Origin of the sequence: Thalassospira lucentensis (assembly GCF_001613805.1) — a bacterium.
Taxonomy (GTDB): Bacteria; Pseudomonadota; Alphaproteobacteria; order Rhodospirillales; family Thalassospiraceae; genus Thalassospira; species Thalassospira lucentensis_A.
This window is the reverse complement of sequence record NZ_LPVY01000002.1, coordinates 26459-45114: the sequence shown is the minus strand read 5'-3', so window position 1 is coordinate 45114 and position 18656 is coordinate 26459. Positions and strand designations below refer to the sequence as shown.

General features: G+C 53.4%; 17 protein-coding genes and 1 pseudogene. 7 read left to right on the top strand and 11 right to left on the bottom strand.

The window, feature by feature from the left end; all coding sequences use genetic code 11:
• Together AUP42_RS00620 and AUP42_RS00615 are read left to right on the top strand one after the other, a co-directional pair.
• Positions 1-1113 (top strand): 4-oxalomesaconate tautomerase, encoded by a 1113-nt coding sequence (locus tag AUP42_RS00620; RefSeq protein WP_062948466.1) that lies wholly within the window; start codon positions 1-3, stop codon positions 1111-1113.
• A 4-nt stretch (positions 1114-1117) separates the two neighbouring features.
• Positions 1118-2176 (top strand): isocitrate/isopropylmalate dehydrogenase family protein, encoded by a 1059-nt coding sequence (locus tag AUP42_RS00615; RefSeq protein ID WP_062947910.1) that lies wholly within the window; start codon positions 1118-1120, stop codon positions 2174-2176.
• Between the two features lie 68 nt (positions 2177-2244).
• Here the strand turns inward: AUP42_RS00615 and AUP42_RS00610 are convergent, their stop codons facing one another.
• Together AUP42_RS00610 and AUP42_RS00605 are read right to left on the bottom strand one after the other, a co-directional pair.
• Positions 2245-3342, bottom strand: coding sequence for a glycoside hydrolase family 88/105 protein (locus AUP42_RS00610; RefSeq protein ID WP_062947908.1), 1098 nt, complete (start codon positions 3340-3342; stop codon positions 2245-2247).
• A gap of 51 nt (positions 3343-3393) precedes the next feature.
• A complete protein-coding gene (locus AUP42_RS00605; protein ID WP_062947907.1) occupies positions 3394-4368 on the bottom strand; it encodes a TRAP transporter substrate-binding protein in 975 nt (324 codons plus the stop codon).
• A gap of 443 nt (positions 4369-4811) precedes the next feature.
• On the opposite strand from AUP42_RS00605, the gene AUP42_RS00600 reads away from it, so the two are divergent.
• From AUP42_RS00600 to kduD, 3 genes are read left to right on the top strand one after another with little or no spacing between them, the layout of a single operon-like run.
• Positions 4812-5315 carry a TRAP transporter small permease gene (locus tag AUP42_RS00600; RefSeq protein WP_062947905.1) on the top strand — a complete coding sequence of 168 codons (504 nt, stop codon included), beginning with the start codon at positions 4812-4814 and terminating at the stop codon, positions 5313-5315.
• Position 5316: 1 nt separating this feature from the next.
• Complete coding sequence (locus tag AUP42_RS00595) at positions 5317-6639, top strand: TRAP transporter large permease (RefSeq protein ID WP_231858110.1); 1323 nt, start codon at positions 5317-5319, stop codon at positions 6637-6639.
• Between the two features lie 40 nt (positions 6640-6679).
• Complete coding sequence (gene kduD / locus AUP42_RS00590) at positions 6680-7420, top strand: 2-dehydro-3-deoxy-D-gluconate 5-dehydrogenase KduD (protein WP_062947903.1); 741 nt, start codon at positions 6680-6682, stop codon at positions 7418-7420.
• Between the two features lie 37 nt (positions 7421-7457).
• On the opposite strand, the gene AUP42_RS00585 is transcribed toward kduD, so the two are convergent.
• Entirely contained in the window at positions 7458-8480 is a 1023-nt protein-coding gene (locus tag AUP42_RS00585; protein ID WP_062947901.1) for a LacI family DNA-binding transcriptional regulator, read from the bottom strand.
• Positions 8481-8672: 192 nt separating this feature from the next.
• On the opposite strand from AUP42_RS00585, the gene kduI reads away from it, so the two are divergent.
• Both kduI and AUP42_RS00575 read left to right on the top strand, forming a co-directional pair.
• Positions 8673-9503: a 5-dehydro-4-deoxy-D-glucuronate isomerase gene (gene kduI / locus AUP42_RS00580; RefSeq protein ID WP_062947899.1), complete on the top strand. Its 831-nt coding sequence runs from the start codon at positions 8673-8675 to the stop codon at positions 9501-9503.
• A gap of 3 nt (positions 9504-9506) precedes the next feature.
• A complete protein-coding gene (locus AUP42_RS00575; RefSeq protein ID WP_062947897.1) occupies positions 9507-11975 on the top strand; it encodes a hypothetical protein in 2469 nt (822 codons plus the stop codon).
• A gap of 654 nt (positions 11976-12629) precedes the next feature.
• Here the strand turns inward: AUP42_RS00575 and AUP42_RS22010 are convergent.
• The 8 genes and pseudogenes from AUP42_RS22010 to ubiT form a co-directional block, all read right to left on the bottom strand.
• Positions 12630-12947 carry a TOBE domain-containing protein gene (locus AUP42_RS22010; RefSeq protein WP_331710649.1) on the bottom strand — a complete coding sequence of 106 codons (318 nt, stop codon included), beginning with the start codon at positions 12945-12947 and terminating at the stop codon, positions 12630-12632.
• Between the two features lie 243 nt (positions 12948-13190).
• Positions 13191-13565: pseudogene (locus AUP42_RS22005) on the bottom strand (ABC transporter ATP-binding protein); the annotation flags it as partial.
• Positions 13566-13664: 99 nt separating this feature from the next.
• Positions 13665-13811: a hypothetical protein gene (locus AUP42_RS21485; protein ID WP_197468225.1), complete on the bottom strand. Its 147-nt coding sequence runs from the start codon at positions 13809-13811 to the stop codon at positions 13665-13667.
• The gene (locus AUP42_RS22025; RefSeq protein ID WP_419865690.1) at positions 13786-14028 is read right to left on the bottom strand and encodes an FAD-dependent oxidoreductase; all 243 of its coding nucleotides are present in this window, start codon (positions 14026-14028) and stop codon (positions 13786-13788) included. Before AUP42_RS22025 ends, AUP42_RS21485 begins: the two co-directional genes overlap by 26 nt.
• A gap of 146 nt (positions 14029-14174) precedes the next feature.
• On the bottom strand, positions 14175-15263 hold the full coding sequence (locus AUP42_RS00565) for an FAD-dependent oxidoreductase (RefSeq protein ID WP_197468224.1): 1089 nt from the start codon (positions 15261-15263) through the stop codon (positions 14175-14177).
• A 650-nt stretch (positions 15264-15913) separates the two neighbouring features.
• Complete coding sequence (ubiV, locus tag AUP42_RS00560) at positions 15914-16831, bottom strand: ubiquinone anaerobic biosynthesis protein UbiV (RefSeq protein ID WP_062947895.1); 918 nt, start codon at positions 16829-16831, stop codon at positions 15914-15916.
• A complete protein-coding gene (ubiU, locus tag AUP42_RS00555; RefSeq protein WP_062947894.1) occupies positions 16828-17805 on the bottom strand; it encodes a ubiquinone anaerobic biosynthesis protein UbiU in 978 nt (325 codons plus the stop codon). The genes ubiV and ubiU overlap by 4 nt, the downstream gene beginning before the upstream one ends.
• 24 nt (positions 17806-17829) lie before the next feature.
• Positions 17830-18534 (bottom strand): ubiquinone anaerobic biosynthesis accessory factor UbiT, encoded by a 705-nt coding sequence (ubiT, locus tag AUP42_RS00550; protein WP_062947892.1) that lies wholly within the window; start codon positions 18532-18534, stop codon positions 17830-17832.
• Between the last annotated feature and the right edge of the window lie 122 nt (positions 18535-18656).

Genomic DNA, 18656 nt, shown 5'->3' with positions numbered 1-18656 from the left:
ATGAAAAATACCGTGATTGTGAATGACCAACATGCCGTTCCCTGCGTGATGATGCGCGGCGGGACATCAAAAGGGCCGATCTTTTTGGCCAGTGATTTGCCCGAAGACATTGCGGCGCGTGATCGTCTTTTGCTTGCGGCGATGGGGTCACCAGACAAACGTCAGATTGATGGTATCGGCGGTGCCGATACGTTAACCAGCAAATCATGCATTGTTGCGCCGTCCAGCCGACCGGATGCAGATGTCGAGTTCCTGTTTGCCCAGGTCGCCATCGATAGGGCAGAGGTTGACGTTAATCCGAATTGCGGGAACATGACCGCAGCAGTTGCCCCGTTTGCGATTGAGGCCGGTTTGGTGCCTGTTACAGGGGATCAAACGCTGGTCCGCATTTATAATAAAAATGTCGGTGCATTGGTTGACGTTCTGGTCGCGACACCGGGCGGAAAGGTGACCTATAGCGGGGATGCGGCGATTGATGGCGTGCCCGGGACTGCGTCCCCGCTGATATTGCGGTTCAAGGATATCATGGGCAGTAAAACCGGTCGGCTCCTGCCAACGGGGAAACCGATCAACTATATCGACGGGCTTGAAGTGACCTGTATTGATGTGGCGGTTCCGATGGTGATGTTTCGCGCCCGCGATCTTGGAATAACGGGGAACGAAACAAAGGCGCAGCTTGACGGCAATGCAGAACTGATTGCGCGGATGGAAGCCGTGCGCCGCAAAGCATCGGAACTGATGGGGCTTGGCGATTGTACCGGTAAGGTCGTGCCGAAAATGGCTATTTTGTCCGAGCCGACAAAAGGTGGCGATATTACATCGCGCTATTTTGTGCCGCATAATTGCCATGCGACCCATGCGGTGACCGGCGCGATTTGTGTTGCCAGTTGCGCATCACTTTCAGGAAGCATCGTTGATGGTATGATCAGTCTCAAGGCCTTGCCGCAACAGTGGATTCAGATTGAACATCCGAGTGGTATGATTGCGGTGGAACTTACCATCGAAGGATCGGGGCCAAATCTTTCGGTGATTTCCGGCGGGGTGATCCGCACCGCACGCCGGTTGTTTGAAGGTCGGGTTCTTGTTCCTGAAAATATTCTGACGGAGGTTTAGGGTCGTGGATGTTCTTTTATTGCCGGGCGACGGGATCGGACCGGAAATTACGGGTGTCACCCGCAATGTGCTTGAGGCATTGGATCGTTCATTTTCGCTGGGATTAAAATTTAGCAGCGAAGACGTCGGATTTTCATCATTGGAAAAGTACGGTGCCACCATTACCCCGGAATTGATCGAGCGTGCCCGCAAGGCCGATCTGACCATTCTGGGACCGGTTGATACCGCGCACTATCCTCCGGCAGATCAGGGTGGGATCAATCCTTCTGCGGCATTGCGCATCAATCTTGATCTGTATGCCAATGTAAGGCCTTCGAAGGTGTTTGAAGGTCTTCCTGCTTTGGCCCGAAATATGGATCTGGTGATTGTGCGTGAAAATACAGAAGGTTTTTATGCCGATCGCACCATGTATGCAGGCACCGGCGAGGTGATGCCAACCCCTGATCTTGCGCTGGCGATGCGCAAGGTGACGCGCCAGGGAAGTTATCGGGTGTCGGCATTTGCTGCACGTCTTGCGGCCAAACGTCGCGGGCATCTGACCATTGTGCACAAAGCCAATGTTTTAAAGCTTAGCGACGGTCTGTTTTTATCCGAAGCAGAGAAAGCCGCAGCCGAGCAGGGCAGACTTACGGTTCGCGAAGAACATGTTGATGCGATGGCATCACTTCTGGTCAGAACGCCAGATGCGTTTGACGTGATTGTAACGACCAACATGTTTGGCGACATCCTTTCGAATGAGGCGGCGGAGCTGGCCGGTGGGCTTGGGCTTTCCGGATCGCTTAATGTCGGGGATGAAAATGCGATTGCGCAGGCATCGCATGGTTCAGCCCCCGATATTGCGGGCAAGAATATCGCCAACCCCGTATCGCTTTTGCTGTCGACCGTTTTGCTTCTGGATTGGAAGGGTGCAGAAACCGGTCGAAGTGATTTGCAGCAGGCTGCGAACCGTCTTGATATGGCAATTGCTGAAATGCTCAAAAGTCCGGACACGCGAACAGCAGACCTTGCCGGATCATTGTCTTGTAGTGATTTTGGTTCGGTCTTGGTCGATAGGCTTCGTTGAAAACTTATAAAAGAGCCCCTGTCGCAATGCAGACAGGGGCTTTCGAAGCTTCAGTTGAAGCGCAATTCCTATTCGGCCATGTGATTGAGGGCTTCGACGAGGCACAGAAGCGCCATGGATTGGCCATAGCCAGTCGGGTGCAGGGGGATGTTCTTGTAGAACTCAAGGTCATGTCCCATGCGGGTGCCGTAGGAAACCTGTTGCACGACGCCATTACTGTCGATGTTGCCAAGCACGGCATGCAGGGCCTTTTGACCGGCCGTTTTCCAGCTTTCGGGGCCAAGGCCCAGGCGATATCCTTTGAGCAGGGCATAGCCGATTGCAGAGGTTGCCGAGATTTCCTCGTAAGAGGTCGGGTCATCGACCAGTGTGTGCCATGTGCCGTTTTTGGTCTGATAGTCAATCAGGCTTGATAGCTGTGCCTTGACCACCCACAGCAGATAGCGGCGTGTGGCCGCATCAAGATCGGCAAGTTCAATCAGATCGAGTATTCCCGCCGAAATCCATGAATTGCCGCGCGCCCAGCGCGCACGGGCGAAATTGTGATGACCATCAAAGGTCCAGCCATGAAACCACAGGCCGGTTTCAGGTTCGCAAAGATAGTGGGTGTGGACCAGAAACTGGAATTTGGCTTCTTCGATCAGGTCTTTTCGGCCGGAAGCCTGACCGTAGGATGCCAGAAACAGGGCGAGCATGAACAGGGTATCGTCCCACAGTTCGCCGTTATTGATCTTGTCAGAAACGTCATGCTGGAAACCACCAGACGTGGTGCGCGGGGCTTCTGCGATCAGGCGGTTTGCCCAATCGTCAAGAACAGGTTCCCATCGAGAATCCCGGGTCTGCTGCCACAGAATGGAAAGCGCCAGCATGGGGGCTGTCGTGTTCACATTCTGGGACGGTAGACCCAGGGACAGTTGTTTTTCGTACCAGTTTTCCAGAATGCTCCGCGCTTCCGCGTCTCCGGTCTGGAGCCAGAGTTGCGCAATTCCGTAAAGACCGACACCCTGTGGCCATTCCCAACTATCGAAACTGACATAATCACCGGCTGTTCCATCAAGGTTCGGCTCGTTGAACTGTCCTTCGTCTCGCAGGTTACGTAAGCCTGTCACTATCTGAGAGATTTTCTCTTTCAATTCGTCGCGAAGGCTGACGGTATCGGTTCCCATTATTGTGTCTCGCTGTTTTTTTGAGGAATTTGGTCGGCGCGGAGCGGAAAATTATTCGGTTTCGAGGATCTGGGTCAGGAGACCGCCGAAATCCGGATCGTTACGATACTCGTCAAGCAGCGGCATGACTTTTTCGCGGAAAGGTGCCTGATCCGGGGAGACAAAAGTCACGCCCATCTTTTCTGCTTCGGTGGTCGAATCCTTGACGGCTTGGTCCCAAAGTGCTCTGAAGGATTCAGTCGCATGCAGGGCAGCTTCCTTGAGAATGGTGTTCTGTTCGTCGGTGAGTTTTTCAGTGGCTGCGTTGGAGATCACGAGGAAATCCGGAATGCGAAGATGTTCGTCCTGCGAATAGAATTTGGCGACTTCGCCGTGACGGCCGATGGTCAAAGCCGTGACGTTGTTTTCCGCACCATCAATCACGCCCATTTGCAGGGCCGTATAGATTTCGGCATAGGGCATCGGGGTCGGGGAGCCCCCCATCATTTCGACCATGCGGATCGAGCTGTTGGAGTTCAGAACCCGGATTTTCTGGCCTGCAAGATCTTCTGGCGTATTGATCGGTTTATCGGTGGTATAGAACGAACGTGCGCCGCTGTCGAAGAAGGTCAGGCCGACGAAGCCGCTGCCTTCTGTTGCATTATAGACCTCGTCCGCGACTGGTCCGGTCATGACGCGATAGAAATGGTCTTCGCCCTTGAAGATATAAGGCAGGGTGAATGCCTTGAATACCGGATCAAAGTTTTCGAGGTTGCCTGCGCTCACACGGGTCATGTCAACCGCACCGTTCTGAAGCTGTTCGAGGACTTCGCGCTCGGACCCCAGAACCGCATTTAAGAACAGCTGAATGGTAACTTCGCCGTCTGTACGTTCTTTGACTTCATCAGCAAATTGTTGCAGGGCGGTGCTGGTCGGGTGGTCCGCCGACAGCGAATTGGCCAGAGTCAAACGTGTTTTCGCCTCTGCCTGGCCGACCGTAAGGGCGGCTATTGCTGTTAAGGTCAAGGCAAGTTTCTGATATTTCATTGTTTTCCTCCCTTGGATTTCTTTCCGCCCGAATGGCGGTGACGAAAATGTCACCGCATTTCATCGATGACATGTGGATAAAACTGTCATTGTGAAAATAAAATTTCCATATGTAATAAATTTTCATTCTCGAGTATCGAAGCGAGCATATTGAAGCCGCCTGCAAGGGCCGCCAGGATCTGGCTTTGAGGTAATTGCACGCCGATATCTTTGAGGCTACAGCGTCGGGCAGGTTCCATAATATTTTGAATGTGATGGAGCACAGCTTGGTTTCGTGGAACCGGTTTCATCAGCCGGTTTTAATGTGTGAGGCCGGCTGTGAATTGTTTGTGAAAATAATTTTCAGATTGCAGATATTGTTTGCACATCGCATGGTTTGGGGACAATCGACATAAAAATAATGCCTGAATTTGGCCGGGCGACTTCGACGGAGGAAACGCGAAGTGTTGCAATCTCTCAAGCATGGCATAGAGCGCCTGCTGCTGGTGATTATTTCAATCACTTTGTGCGGCATGGTGGTCCTGATGCTGTGGCAGGTTTTTACCCGCTATGTGCTGGCAACGCCTGCCTTGTTCACGGAAGAAACGCTTCGATTCACGATGATCTGGATGGCGCTTCTGGGGTCGGCCTACTGTTTTGGCAGCCGTAAACATCTGTCGCTTGATCTGCTGGTTTTTCTGGGTCCGATGTGGTGGCGCAAAGGGCTGGCAATGCTGAACGGGATTATTTCCATCGCATTTGCCAGCTTTACGATGCTGATCGGTGGCTGGGGGGCGAGCATGTCGGCAATGGCGCAGCTTTCGCCGATCATGCAGATCCCGATGGGGATGGTTTACCTTGCGGTTCCGGTGTCGGCAGGCCTGATCATTCTGTTACAGGCTCTTAATATTATCCTGATTGGTCTGGGGCAGTTGGCACCGGTTGAAGAAGTGCAGGAGACAGCCTGAAATGGATGTGATTATTGATTTCATGCTTGATCCTGCCGGTGCGGCAGTAGTGCTTTTTGCACTGTTTTTCGGCCTTCTGGCCCTGGGAACGCCGATTTCGATTGCGATTGGTGTTTCTTCGGTTGTGACGGGCTTTGCCTATCTGCCTTCACAGGTTATCAGTTTTGTCAGCGCCCAAAAGATGTTTTCGGGCATCGACAGTTTTACACTTTTGGCCATCCCGTTTTTTGTGCTGGCGGGGAACATCATGAACAAGGGCGGCATCGCAATCCGCCTGATCAATCTGGCGAAATTGCTGGGCGGGCGTATGCCCGGTGCCTTGGCGCATACCAATGTGCTGGCCAATATGCTGTTTGGATCGATTTCCGGGTCATCAATTGCCGCCGCCGCTGCTGTTGGTGGCGTTATGGGGCCGTTGCAGCGCAAAGAGGGGTATGATCCCGCATTTTCAGCGGCGGTGAATATTGCATCGGCGCCAACTGGCATTCTGATCCCGCCGAGCGGACCGTTAATCCTGTTTTCGCTGGTATCGGGTGGGACGTCGATTTCGGCCCTGTTCCTTGGAGGGTATCTTCCGGGCATCCTGATGGGGCTATCGGTCATGATGGTCATTACCTTTTTTGCCGTGCGCCGCGGCTATCGCACCGAAGGTAGTGTCGGCTGGTCGGAAGTGCTGCATGTGATATGGCAGGCTTTGCCGCCTTTATTGATGATTATTCTGGTTATCGGCGGCATTGCGATCGGGGCGTTTACCGCGACCGAAGGGGCGGCGGTTGCCGTTCTGTATTCATTTGTTTTGTCGTTGATGTACCGGATGGCGAGCTTGCAGGAATATCTGGAAGCTTTGAAATCCTCGGCGGTTACCAGTTGTTCGATCCTGTTTCTGATCGCGGCATCGGGCATCATGTCCTATGTCATGACGATTGCCGGTATTCCCGATGTCATTGCCGAGGCCATTCTGACCTTTGACAATCCCATTGTGATTTTGCTGGTGATGAATGTCTGCCTGCTGATCATCGGGTTTTTCATGGATCTGACGCCGGCAGTATTGATTTTCACCCCGATCTTTTTGCCGATTGCGACCGAGATCGGCATTCATCCGGTGCATTTGGGGATCATCATGATCTTTAACCTTGGGGTCGGGTCGATGACACCACCTGTCGGCAGTGTCCTTTTTGTCGGGTGTGCGGTTGCCAATCTGCGCATTGATCAGGTGGTAAGGCCGATCCTGCCGTTCTTCTTTGCGACATCGGTGGCCTTGCTTCTGACCACATATGTCCCGTGGATCACGCTGGCATTGCCACGTTTCCTCGGACTGATGTGACGTTCACCCATACCTAATCCTATCCAAGCGGAGTTATATCATGAATGCGTTCTCGCTGAGCGGTCGAAAAGCTTTGGTAACCGGTGCCAATGCCGGAATAGGGCAGGCTATTGCCGTCGCCATGGCACGCGCAGGTGCGGAAGTTGTCTGTGCAGGACGGCGAAGCTGTGGCGAAACGGTTGCAATGATCGGTGATGCGGGCGGTGTCGCAGGTGAGGTCATCGTTGATTTTGCTGATCCGATGGCGGGGGCGTCCCTGTTTGAAGGGCGCAATGTCGACATTCTGGTCAATAATGCGGGGATTATCCGCCGCGCTGATTGTATCGATTTTACCGAGGAAGACTGGGACGCTGTCATGGATGTGAATGCCAAGGCGGTGTTCTTTACCTCGCAGGCATTCGCCAAGGAGGTCTTTGCGCGCGGCGGGCAAGGCAAGATTGTGAATATCGCGTCGCTTTTATCGTTTCAGGGGGGCATTCGGGTCCCGTCCTACACCACGTCCAAGCATGGTGTGGCCGGTTTGACCCGTATTCTGGCAAATGAATGGACTGCACGCGGTATCAATGTGAATGCGATTGCGCCGGGCTATATCGCGACAAGCAATACACAGGCGTTGCGTGATGATCCTGATCGGTCTGCGGCCATTCTGGAACGTATTCCGGCGGGTCGTTGGGGACGGCCAGATGATATTGCGGAAACGGCGGTTTATCTTGCAGCGCCCGCATCTGATTATGTTTCGGGTGCAATCCTGAATGTCGATGGCGGCTGGCTTGCACGATAGGGCCGGTGCGGGACCTGTGATGAAGGTTCTCCATCCATCAGCGTAGCTTTTTCGGTGGCGGACAGACGCTTTCACGGCTAATCAGCTCGCACGCCAATTCGATCCGGCGTGCGGGCATTTCAATATCGGCATTGGTCAGTCGGCAGGTTTCAATCAGCAGATCCAGCGACAGCGCGCCGACTGTCTGCATCGGAATTTTGACCGATGTCAGTGCTGGCGACATGTATTGGCCCTGGGGCAGACCATCAATGCCGACCACAGAAACATCTTTGGGGACGTTGTAGCCCTTGGCTTGCAGGGCGGAAACAGCACCCACTGCAAGGATGTCACCGGCAGCGACAATGGCGCTGAAAGAAAGGTTGCTTTCGATGACCTCGGTGATGCGCTGGCTTGCGGCTTCGGCTGTCCAGTCGTCGATATCAATCACATAGTCGGGATTGTAATGTCCGTCCATCGCGTCACGCCATCCTTCGAGGCGGCGCTTAATTGTGCGCCTGCCGGGGCGATTGAGAAACAGGATATGGCGGTGTCCCTGATTGATCAGATGTTTGGTCGCCAAGGAGGCCGCAGACCGGTTGCACGGCGTGACCGAGCTTAGCTGCATTTCCGGATCGTCACCATTGACCAGGACGGCAGGCATGTCAGAGGTGCGCACAAAATCAAGTGTTGCATCATCGACAGAAACAAGCAGCAGCCCAATCAAATCGGGTGTCTGTGCTGCTTTATAGAGGTCTTCGAAGGGCTGATTGGGCTGATAGATGTAAGATTCTATCCGGATGTCGCGGCTTTCGGCGCGTTCGCGAACCCCTTCAAGAACATACATGGTGAACTGGCTGCGTTTGAAGTCGATCATGGCCTCTTGCGAGGAAACAATCAGGACCTTTTGCCCGGCAGTGGTGCTTGAAACGGCGTAGTTCATTTCAATGGCCGCAGCCCGGATTCTGGAGGCGAGATGTTCCCGGACATAACCATTGCCGCTTAGGGCGCGTGATACCGTTGCCGTGGAAACCCCAAGACGCGAGGCGATGTCGCTTATCTTCGTGCGTCCGCTAAGTGCCATGTTTTGCCCTTTCCTGATTTTCACCAGTTTGTGGAATTTATTTACATATTGCACGAAAAATTTCTTGGTGTGATGTTTTTTCTTGTGCGGAAGGGGAAGCGATCTTCCTGCTTCTGCGAATTTATAAAGTGTGTCACCGGCAAAAACGGTGGCGGAACGTGCAGGAAAATCCTTAGGAGATATCCCGTGGCTATGGAACAACGCTATGGTGCCGGTCCCGATCAGATCGATGGAATGAACACGTCGCAGTTGCGCGAGAATTTTATGGTCGAAGGGCTATTTACGCCGGGCCAGATCAGCTTTGCGTATACTCATTTCGATCGGATGATTGTCGGTGGCGCCGTGCCGGCAGAAAAGGCGCTTGGCTTTGGCGATGGCAAAGATGTCGGGACGAACCTGTTCTTTGATGCACGTGAAATGGGTGTTGCAAACCTTGGCGGTGCGGGCTGGATCGAGGTGGACGGAACGCGTTATGAGCTTGCAAACCGTGATGTCCTTTATATTGGACGGGGCGCTGAGACCGTTTCGCTGGGTAGTGATGACGCCAAAAGCCCGGCACGGTTTTACATGAATTCGGTTCCGGCGGGGCATTCCGTACCGACGCGTCTAATCACGCGTGCGGAATCGAAAATCCTTGAGATGGGGGATGTTGAGAAAAGCAACCGCCGTTCCCTGGCGATGTATATTCATCCAGAGGTCGCGCCATCCTGTCTGTTGTTGATGGGGATTACCGATCCGACGAAAGGTTCTGTCTGGAACACCATGCCGCCGCATCTGCATGAGCGGCGCATGGAGGCGTATTGCTATTTCGATCTTTCGGATGAAGACCGGGTTATGCACTTTATGGGGCGTCCGGATAATACCCGCCATCTGGTTGTGGCAAATGGCGACGTCGTCCTGTCGCCGGCATGGTCCATTCATATGGGTGCGGGCACTGGGCCGTATGGTTTCGTGTGGGGCATGACCGGGGAAAATCAGGAATATACCGATGTTTCGCCGGTTGCCATTAAGGAGCTGCGTTAAGTCATGCTGCTTAAATCCGGAGCACCCATTCCTTATTGGCAGGTCACGTCGCTTGAGGAACGGGCATATGATGTGGCGGATATGCCGATGGAAGGCGAGATGGATTCAACCTTTTTCCTGACAAAGGAGAAGAACTTCATCCCGCATACCTATCCCTGCCGGACAGCCTATATTGCCGAACGCCGGGGCAAAGAGATTTCCGAACTGCCGTTCCCTGACTGGCGTAACGCAAGAAATATTTTGCCAGGTGGATCACCGTTTCTTGATCTTTCGGGGTTCTGGTTCCGGGCAACCCATATTCAGGGATGGGCGAGAACGGCGATCAATGCCATGGATGCCGGACCTGCACGGTTGCGATTGGGCATTTGTGGTGCCGCGCGCGTGTATGTGAACGGGCGGGCGGTTGCGTGGCTTTCGCCCGCGACCCGTAACGCCATGGACGAGGTCGAGTTTGAGGCCAATCTGAAACAGGGCCACAACGAGGTTGCCGTCCAGTTCGAAGATCTGTGCGAGCGCGATGCGGTTATCCGTATTGCCCTTACCTGGATTGATGGACCAAAGGCAGAGGCGGGGAATTGTTTTCCGGCTGAACCTGAGAGCGTATATGCGGTCGAGGCGTCCGTTGATGCCATGCATCTTGATCGCAAATTCTATGACAGTGATGATATCTGGCTTGTCATGCCTGTGCCGTTTCCGGACAAGGTTAGTGGCCGGGTCAGGGTTGCCGGTCATTTCATGTCGCATGATCATGATGATGTGACGTTTGAAATTCCCGCGGGGGCAGATCGTGTGCGTCTGGCATCGTCGAACGATTTTCCGGCAGATTACCGGTATTTCGGATTTACGTTCGAGTGCGGTGATTTTGCAACCGAAGCGCGGCTTGGTGCGGAGGTTAGCTGGCGTTCTGTAACCGGACCGGCACCGGAAAGTCTTGAGGCGCGCATTGCCGAAAGCCTTGCATGGATTGCAAAGAACGGTGAAACCGATACCGAAACCGCACTTGCCTGTGCGGCCATCGGGGATGAGGTGGCGTTGGCGCGTGCCGAGGCAATCATCAACACGGCTTTGCCAGGGATCGAGCAGTGTTTTGACTGTGCTGATTTTGCGCTGGTTCCGCTGTTGTGGACACGCATTGTGTTTGCGGATCGGCTCCCGGTATCTTTGGTCGCGCGTATTGATGCCGCCATTCTGGAATTCCGTTACTGGATGGATGAGCCGGGCAACGATGTTCAATGGTATTTCTCGGAAAACCATGCATTGTTGTTCCATACTTCTGCCTATCTGGCCGGAAACCTGTTGCCGCAGTCACATTTCCGACGCGCAGATCGTAATGGCATCGCACAGAAACAGGCCGGTTATGAGCGCCTGATGGCGTGGTTCGATCATTTCGAAGCAGCCGAAATGGCGGAATTCAATTCTGGCACCTATTTCCCGATTGATCTTAAAGGTTTGGCGGCCCTGTTTGCGCTTGCACCCGACGAAGTCATTCGGAAACGGGCATCTGGGGCCATTATCCGACTGATCACCATGATTGCCAATTCGGCGCATCATGGCGTTATTACCGGGGCGCAGGGCCGTAGCTACGAACATTCACTTTGCGTTGCCGACACATTGGAACTGAACGGTCTTGCCAGATTGTTGTGGGGCAAAGGCCAGTTTGGCGCACATGTGAATTGCTTGGCCCAGATGGCTTTGGCGTTGCGTGATCATGGGCTTGAATTGCCTGATCTTGCCGACATTGCCTGCTGGGAGAAACGCGATACCGCGCAGGAATGGACTTTCTGGCAGGGCGAAAATGCGTTTTGCCGATTGTATCATTACAAAACCAGTGAAACCGCGATGGGAAGTGCCGCACTTTATCGCTGGCGGGACTGGGGATATCAGGAAACGCTTCTTCAGGCGCGGATCGGTCGCGAACCGGGCGCACAGATATTCATCAACCACCCTGGTGAGATCGTCCAGTCCGGTTTCGGGCGCCCGTCATTCTGGGGCGGATCGGCAAGTGTTCCGCGCGTTCAGCAATATCGCGATCTTGCGATTGTCCGGTTTGAAGGTGTGGCGCCGCAACCTGACTTTACCCATGCATGGTTCCCGACATTGGCGTTTGATGAATGGCATGTCGATGGATATCGGGCGTGGGCACGTTCGGGCGAAGGGGCGTTGATTGTATCAGCTTCCGGTCCGCTGGAGCTTGTGCAAACAGGCGGCTCTGCCGGGCATGAATTGCGTCTTTCCGGACGCGATAGCATCTGGGTTGTCCGGCTGGGCCATAGCCGTGATTTGGCGAAATTTGCAGCCGATCATGAGCTCAGGGTTCATGTCGATACGGATGGCACATATCGTATCGAAGATACGCAATATGGCACGGTGTCGTTCCATCAGAGCGGCGTTATCACAGCCGAAGGCAGGACGCTTGATCCGATGGACTGGACGCTTAAGGGCGACCGCAAGGAATTGCCGGTGGTTCAGTGAGGGAGCCGAGACCTCCCGTCGGCTCCTGAATGATGAAGGCCGGAATAGCAGAAGTGCTGTTCCGGCCTTTTCTCATTGATTTTGGGTGGTACTTTTCATTCTGTGAGTTCGACACTTTGCAAAGATGTGTATTTGCGAGGAAGTGACGCTTAACGAAATGCTGGATCCATACCTGAACTACGTATCAATAGGCTGTTCAATTATGGTCGAGATAATTATTCTCAAGGCAGTCTTCCGTACCGCGACGTGAGGGACGGACCATCAAGGCGACAACGGCAGCCTCTTGGGAAAGATTGTCAGCGCTCTGGTCAATTCGTGTCAGCTTATATGACAAAGGTAAATGCTAAGTGTTTGATTTTGCTAAATGTCGAATGTCATCTTTTATGGCATGTCACAGGAGCAGTATTTACGAAGCGTAGTTACTGCTCCATTGCCCCCTCATCATCCTGCATAAAATCAGACTGATGCAGCAATCACCAGATTTGTCATAATTCGGGGGTTATAGAGTTGTACTAAGAGGGGGGCTCGATTGATGTCGCCTACCGGTCTGTATTTGTGAACCTTAGAGCAGAAATAAAATAATGGCAGCCATTGAGCCATTTGTGACTGCCCTTGTTCATTCAATCAGGTTGCACGAAGTTTCGTGGCGAGGGCCTAAGAAATTCTGCTGCCGTCCTTCGCAAAGACATTTATTTGCGCCGAATTGACGCTTAATGAAATGGTGGAGCCGGTCTTAAGTTGCGTATCAACGGGCTGTTCAATGATGATCCGGTCGTGGCCTTCGATTTTGGCGTGTATAAGACAGGCATTGCCAAGATATTCTACCAATTGCACAGTGACTAACAGAATACCGTTGCCTTCCGGAATAATATCAAAGCTATCCGGGCGAATGCCGCAGTATTGAGCGTCGGCGGGAAGTTGCAGCCGATCACGCAAAGAAACAAAATCTCCCTCAAGCTCGAAGATGTTCATCTTTGGTGCACCGATGAACTGCGCGGCAAAGAGATTTTGCGGTCTTTCATACATATCACGTGGAGAGCCTATCTGTTCAATTTGGCCGCCCCGTAACAGGACGATTTTGTCTGCCAAGGTCATGGCTTCGACCTGATCATGGGTGACATAAATCATGGTGCGTCTCAGCCGAGTGTGAAGTTCCGATATCTGGGTGCGCATATGCACGCGAAGCTCGGCATCAAGGTTTGATAGAGGCTCGTCGAGAAGGAACGTTTCTGGTTGACCAACAATCGCTCGGCCAATGGCCACACGTTGTCGCTGACCGCCAGAAAGCTCACGAGGAAATCGTTCGGTAAGCTTGTCGAGCTGTAGCATCATGACAGCCTCATTTACGAGGCTGTCGATTTCCGCCTTTGGCGTTTTGCGCACTTTCAGGCCAAACGCAATGTTTTCGCGTACTGTCAGGTGGGGATAAAGCGCATAGGATTGAAAGACCATCGCAATGCCCCGTTTGGCCGGTGCTATATCGTTCATGCGTTCGCCATCAATCTCGAACTTTCCGTCGGTAATGCCTTCAAGGCCTGCAATCATGCGCAGCAAGGTCGATTTTCCGCATCCCGAGGGTCCGACAAAGACGCAGAACTCCCCATCTTAGATGGTTAGGTCAACGCCTTTGATGACCTCAACCGGGCCATAAGATTTTCTGACGTCTTTTAGTTCAAGTTTCGCCATGGCTTACTCCACGCGCCCGAACAGTTCGAGCCTTGGTGTTTCACGGATATGTTTTGGCCATGAAAGCGGGATGTCAAAGCGCGAGGTCAGGAGTTTCTGGAAGTCTTCCAGCTTGTCGGCTGTTTCACGTACCGCGCGGGCTAAGGTCATTCTCAAGGCAATAGGCCGTAAGGGCACCGACGCTTTCCGCAATGTTCCATTCAACCGGATGGAGGCGATAGCAACCGTTGGTAATATAGGTCGTACCAATGTTTTTGCAGGCTGGAAGCAGGTTTTTGACCCGTTGGGGGATCAGGCTTCCCAGAGGAATCTGGAACGGCCAGTTTGCGATATCGACATAGTTGCGTGGGGCGGTGGAAGGATGCAGGTCTAAGCGATAGCTGCCAACCCCGACCGAATCATGGAACTGTTCAGCACCAACCGGAGCTTAGCGAGCATCAATACCAACATGGTTTTCGGTTACAGTGAACAGGGCCTTGATGCGGCGGCTTTCGCGGATATAGGGCGCAATGGTTAAACCATCGAGTGTGCCCATTGCATTGCCTGCTGGCTTCTGGCCTCGGTAACCATAGCCGCCATCATGACGGGGGCTTCAGTCTGCATCCAGTAAAGCATGGACAAAGAAAGTTGACGCGCGCCTTCGAGATGCTTCTTTGCTTCTTCCGGAAAAACGCCAACAATCGGCCCGTCGCAATAGTCAATCTGTGGCCAGTTCACCAGACATATGTCTGAGCTGTATTGATCGCCTGTGTGATTGCGGCAGTAGAAAATCCGGCGATAGTGCCAGTTGTCCGGGGCGAACTCAGCATCACTGTCACCAACGAACAGCGGCCGGCTATCGGGTTCCAAAGTGACAGGGTTTGGCCCAACAAATGACAGCTGCTTATCCGGCCAGAAGTCGAGTTTGTAATTGCGCGGCCGTTCGATGATGTGGTCTTCGTCCGGGTGATAGCTCATGGCGAAGCACCAGCTAACAGCCTGCTGATCATTCGGATCCGCATCGCCTTCAAGCGCGGATGGTTCTTCGGTTCCCGCCCGGCTTTCGGCACCGGTGACGTGTTCCACATCCCCGAGCTCAAGCAAATCACCCAGTTCGGTGGCATCGACGAAATAATCACCGGTTAAAAGCATTTCGCCATATTCACCCGACATGATCGTGACGGATGTAAAGCTGTCATCTTTGCTCTCAACTGCGATCGGTTTGGCGTTCAGAAGAACCGTCAGTCGATCCGTTGCAAACCAAGGGGCAAGCAGGGCATCAATGGCCGCAACACCGGCACGAGGTTCTGCACAGACCGGCGAGACATTGCCGCTTCCCGGATTAAGGTTTTCAGACGCACGTGCTTCGTCGGTCAACGGGTAGTTCCGACGATAATATTCACGAATCTCATGGCGCAGTTGCTTATAGCTTGCAGTCGAACCGTCGGTCTCGATCCAGGGGTTTTCATCAGGTGGGACGGCTTGGGTGGTTAGCTGACCACCAAGCCATTTGAATTCTTGGGTCAGGATGACGCTGCGGCCCATTTTGAGTGCTGAAAGTGCTGCTGACACACCACCAAGTCCACCTCCTATGATAACGATATCAGAGTGAAGTTCTTTCATTTCATTAACCTTTCACGCCAGACATGGCGAAGCTTTCAACGATTTGGCGTTGGGCCAAAACGTAGACGATGAGCATTGGAATAACGGCAAGTGCGGTTGCTGCGAGTTCTCTTTGAGAACGGGAGTTCGATGTTTCTCGGAGGCGACATGGATACGATGGCATCGCTTTTGAAGCGATTTGGATTTGTTGAACTGAAGTCGCGCGGCAATGCTCCCCAGACGTAGGGATAATGCATTCGATCCGATAATCCAGATCCACCGTGTACAAAGCTGATGTAATTGTCTCAGCAGATCAGTTCGAGCGATGAAGACGCAGTTTACGGCGAAGTCCCGACGCTGACGTTCTTGATTGGATACGGGGAAATTCGGCATACAGCGCGTCATCTGCCGGTTCGGAAAATCCTTCTTATGCCTTCGGGTAAGGCCCAGGAAATACAAATTGATGTGTAACCAGAAAGCAGGAAACCGATGAGGCAGCCCTGATTGGCGACCGTCAAGGAGTAGCAAGGCAAATCAGGTATACTCCAGCCATCGTCAATACATTGAGCTGTCCACTCCCCTGCACAATGTATCGAAGGGCCACAGTTCATCAGGCTGTAGCCCTTTTCATATCTGTATTCGGGATATGGATATTTGCGCGGTGGGGAAGGCTATTCTGCCCGGGAACCAAGCGTTTCCCGGAGATCCGCACCCGGAAGGCTGTGCAGGAAGCCATCGGCGAAAGCCAGATCGTTTTGCATTTCTAGCAACGATTGCCTGACCTCGTCAGACGAGGTTTCACCGTCAATCAGACGACGGTAGAGATTGGCAACACGCACCATATCAAGAGTGTGCGGTGAAATTCGGAAGGCTGTAACACCAGCATCTTTCAGATCATCAACGGCGGTCGATAATTCCAGATAGTGACTGGACAGGGTTTGCAGACCATTGACGGCAAGAAACGGTGTATGATCCAGCGTTTCGACATCCATGCCATCAAGGGCCTCGCCGCAGACATATCGGCAGCCATCCTTGTGCAAGCCATGTGCGCGTGCAGAGTAACACCGGGCTGATATGGCAAGCGGGACACGACCGAATATCTGGACTTCGATCTCGGCCGTTTTCCGAGCGTTGCAAAGGGCTTCAATCGATGACATCGGCAATTCCCAGGGAAGCGATGCGCGGTGTGCACCTTTGGAAATCAGATAGTCCAGGGTGCTTTCGTTATATGTATTGATGTACGGCCCGACGACATGCGGGCGGCCGGAAAGCAGGCCGATGGAAGATATGTCGTTGGCTTCGATCAGAAGGTCCGGCATTTCGGCAATTTCACGAAGCTGGGCGATCTCGCGTTCATTCATTACGAGTGCCAGTGTCGAGAAGACGACTTCCTTTCCGGCATTCTGAAGCCGTTCGATGATGTCGGGCAGATGTTTGTCAAAGAACGGCATGCGTTTGGCACAGACGACTTCACCAACATGGACTGTATCAACATCGATTTCATCGGCAATGTGGGCATAGAAATCCCGTTTGCGGTTTTCATCCCAGTGAAAAAGAATGGGCCCCATAACCAGTCTTGATTTCGTCATTGCCAGCTTCTCCGATAGGCACCTGTTGTATCTGCCTGACCTTCGCTTAGGGCGGCCAGATTGCCGCGTGCGCCGGTCTGCCCGTTTGCAATACGGTCAAGGGATGCGCGGAACGCGCCGACCACCTGCGAGATATAGGCCTTGCCGCGCTGTCGCCCTTCGATCTTAAGGGCCGTTACACCGGCATCGGCGAGTTCGGGCAGGATTGCGGTAACGTCAAGACTGGTGGGTTCTTCAAACAGGTAACCGGCCTTGTCCATGGCGCGGAACCGGCCCTTGCACAGCGTGGGATATCCGACCTTTTCATCGTTGCCGTAAACATTGATTGTAAAATTGCCAAGGCGGGAAACGGTACTGTCGCCGCGTTCCTCGTAATGGACGTGGGCTGCTGGTGAACAAACGCCATTCATATTGGGGCTTTCCCCCGTGGCATAGGAAGATAGCGAACAGCGTCCTTCGGCCATGACACACATGCCGCCAAAGGCGAAAACTTCGGTTTCCACCGAAATGCGCCGGTTCAACATCCGGATTTCTTCAAGCGACAGGACACGCGGCAGAACCACACGACGCACGCCAAATTCGCGGTGGTAAAAACGAATGGCTTCCTCGTTCGAGGCCGATGCCTGTACCGACAGATGCAGGCGTGCATCGGGATGTTTATCGCGCGCATAGCGCAGCAATCCGATATCAGCCAGAATGACTGCATCAACACCAATTGCAACCGCATCATCGACGGCCTTGTGCCAGATATCTTCGGAACCGGCCTGTGGATAGGTGTTGCAGGCCAGATAGACATGCACGCCATGTTTATGTGCGAATGTAACGGCCTCGGCCAGTTCGGGTCGGGAAAAATTCAACCCCGGAAAGTTGCGGGCATTGGTCGCATCGCGGAAACCGCAATATACAACATCCGCACCGGCCTCGACGGCGGCGCGCAAACTGGCGGGGGTTCCTGCCGGGCAAACTAGTTCCATGAAATCCCTGTATGTGTTTGTCGGTTATGAAGGATCGGGCAGGGCGAAATCATTACCCGCCGACACGGTTTGAGCGGTGCGCGGCGTGCGTCGTTTGATGGATTTCTGAAGCCCTGAAATGCTTTCCGCATGTTCGCCAAGACGCCGGTCAAGTCCGCCCACACATTTTTCAATCGGGGAAATCAGGGTATCGGCCACGCGGTCCATGTCCGATTGCATCTGACGATATGCCGCTTCGGCGGCGCGCAGTGCCAGACGTGCCGCCGGGCCCAATGCACCGAAACTTTCAATGACGGCTGAACGCAGGTCTATTTCTTCGCCGTCTAGGGCATTGCGAAGGGCAACGACAAGGTCGGTCCGGCCCTCTATTCGTAATGCGCGCGAGAAAAACAGCGCGTCCCCGTCGGATTTTCCTTCGAGCAGTTCCAGAAGGGCCGGAAGGGGGCCGATGATCCGTGCCGCGATGATATTGTCATCCCCCTCATGGGCCGGGCGCAGGACGGGGGCCTCGGGATCAAGGGCAAGGAAAAGGTCGAGATCAAGATCCGTCGGGCATACGAGCAGGGCAAATGTTTCGCGTTCGGTGACCCGTTCAAAAACGGGTTTGTGTCTGCGATACATGGTTGCCATGGCGTGCTGGCACAGGCGTTCCAGCGCGAATGCCGGAACATTCCGAACGATGGGGTTTATCAGCAGAAAGGGTGTAAATGACGGGCGTTTGATTGACACGGCGGACTCCGGACCGAATTGGTGCCGGAAGTATTGTCATGTTTGGGTTTTAAGGTGTTGATGTCCGTCAAATCACTGAAAGATTTGAATTCTTACGGTTCTTGATAAGGTGGAAAGGTTCT

Coding starts and splice junctions, on each gene's coding strand:
- AUP42_RS00620 (WP_062948466.1), top strand. CDS start 1: ATGAAAAATACCGTGATTGTGAATGACCAACATGCCGTTCCCTGCGTG.
- AUP42_RS00585 (WP_062947901.1), bottom strand. CDS start 8,480: ATGGCACTTAGCGGACGCACGAAGATAAGCGACATCGCCTCGCGTCTT.
- AUP42_RS00575 (WP_062947897.1), top strand. CDS start 9,507: ATGCTGCTTAAATCCGGAGCACCCATTCCTTATTGGCAGGTCACGTCG.
- kduI (WP_062947899.1), top strand. CDS start 8,673: ATGGAACAACGCTATGGTGCCGGTCCCGATCAGATCGATGGAATGAAC.
- AUP42_RS21485 (WP_197468225.1), bottom strand. CDS start 13,811: ATGACCTTAGCCCGCGCGGTACGTGAAACAGCCGACAAGCTGGAAGAC.
- AUP42_RS00605 (WP_062947907.1), bottom strand. CDS start 4,368: ATGAAATATCAGAAACTTGCCTTGACCTTAACAGCAATAGCCGCCCTT.
- AUP42_RS00595 (WP_231858110.1), top strand. CDS start 5,317: ATGGATGTGATTATTGATTTCATGCTTGATCCTGCCGGTGCGGCAGTA.
- kduD (WP_062947903.1), top strand. CDS start 6,680: ATGAATGCGTTCTCGCTGAGCGGTCGAAAAGCTTTGGTAACCGGTGCC.
- AUP42_RS00565 (WP_197468224.1), bottom strand. CDS start 15,263: ATGAAAGAACTTCACTCTGATATCGTTATCATAGGAGGTGGACTTGGT.
- ubiU (WP_062947894.1), bottom strand. CDS start 17,805: ATGGAACTAGTTTGCCCGGCAGGAACCCCCGCCAGTTTGCGCGCCGCC.
- AUP42_RS22010 (WP_331710649.1), bottom strand. CDS start 12,947: ATGAACATCTTCGAGCTTGAGGGAGATTTTGTTTCTTTGCGTGATCGG.
- AUP42_RS00610 (WP_062947908.1), bottom strand. CDS start 3,342: ATGGGAACCGATACCGTCAGCCTTCGCGACGAATTGAAAGAGAAAATC.
- ubiV (WP_062947895.1), bottom strand. CDS start 16,831: ATGACGAAATCAAGACTGGTTATGGGGCCCATTCTTTTTCACTGGGAT.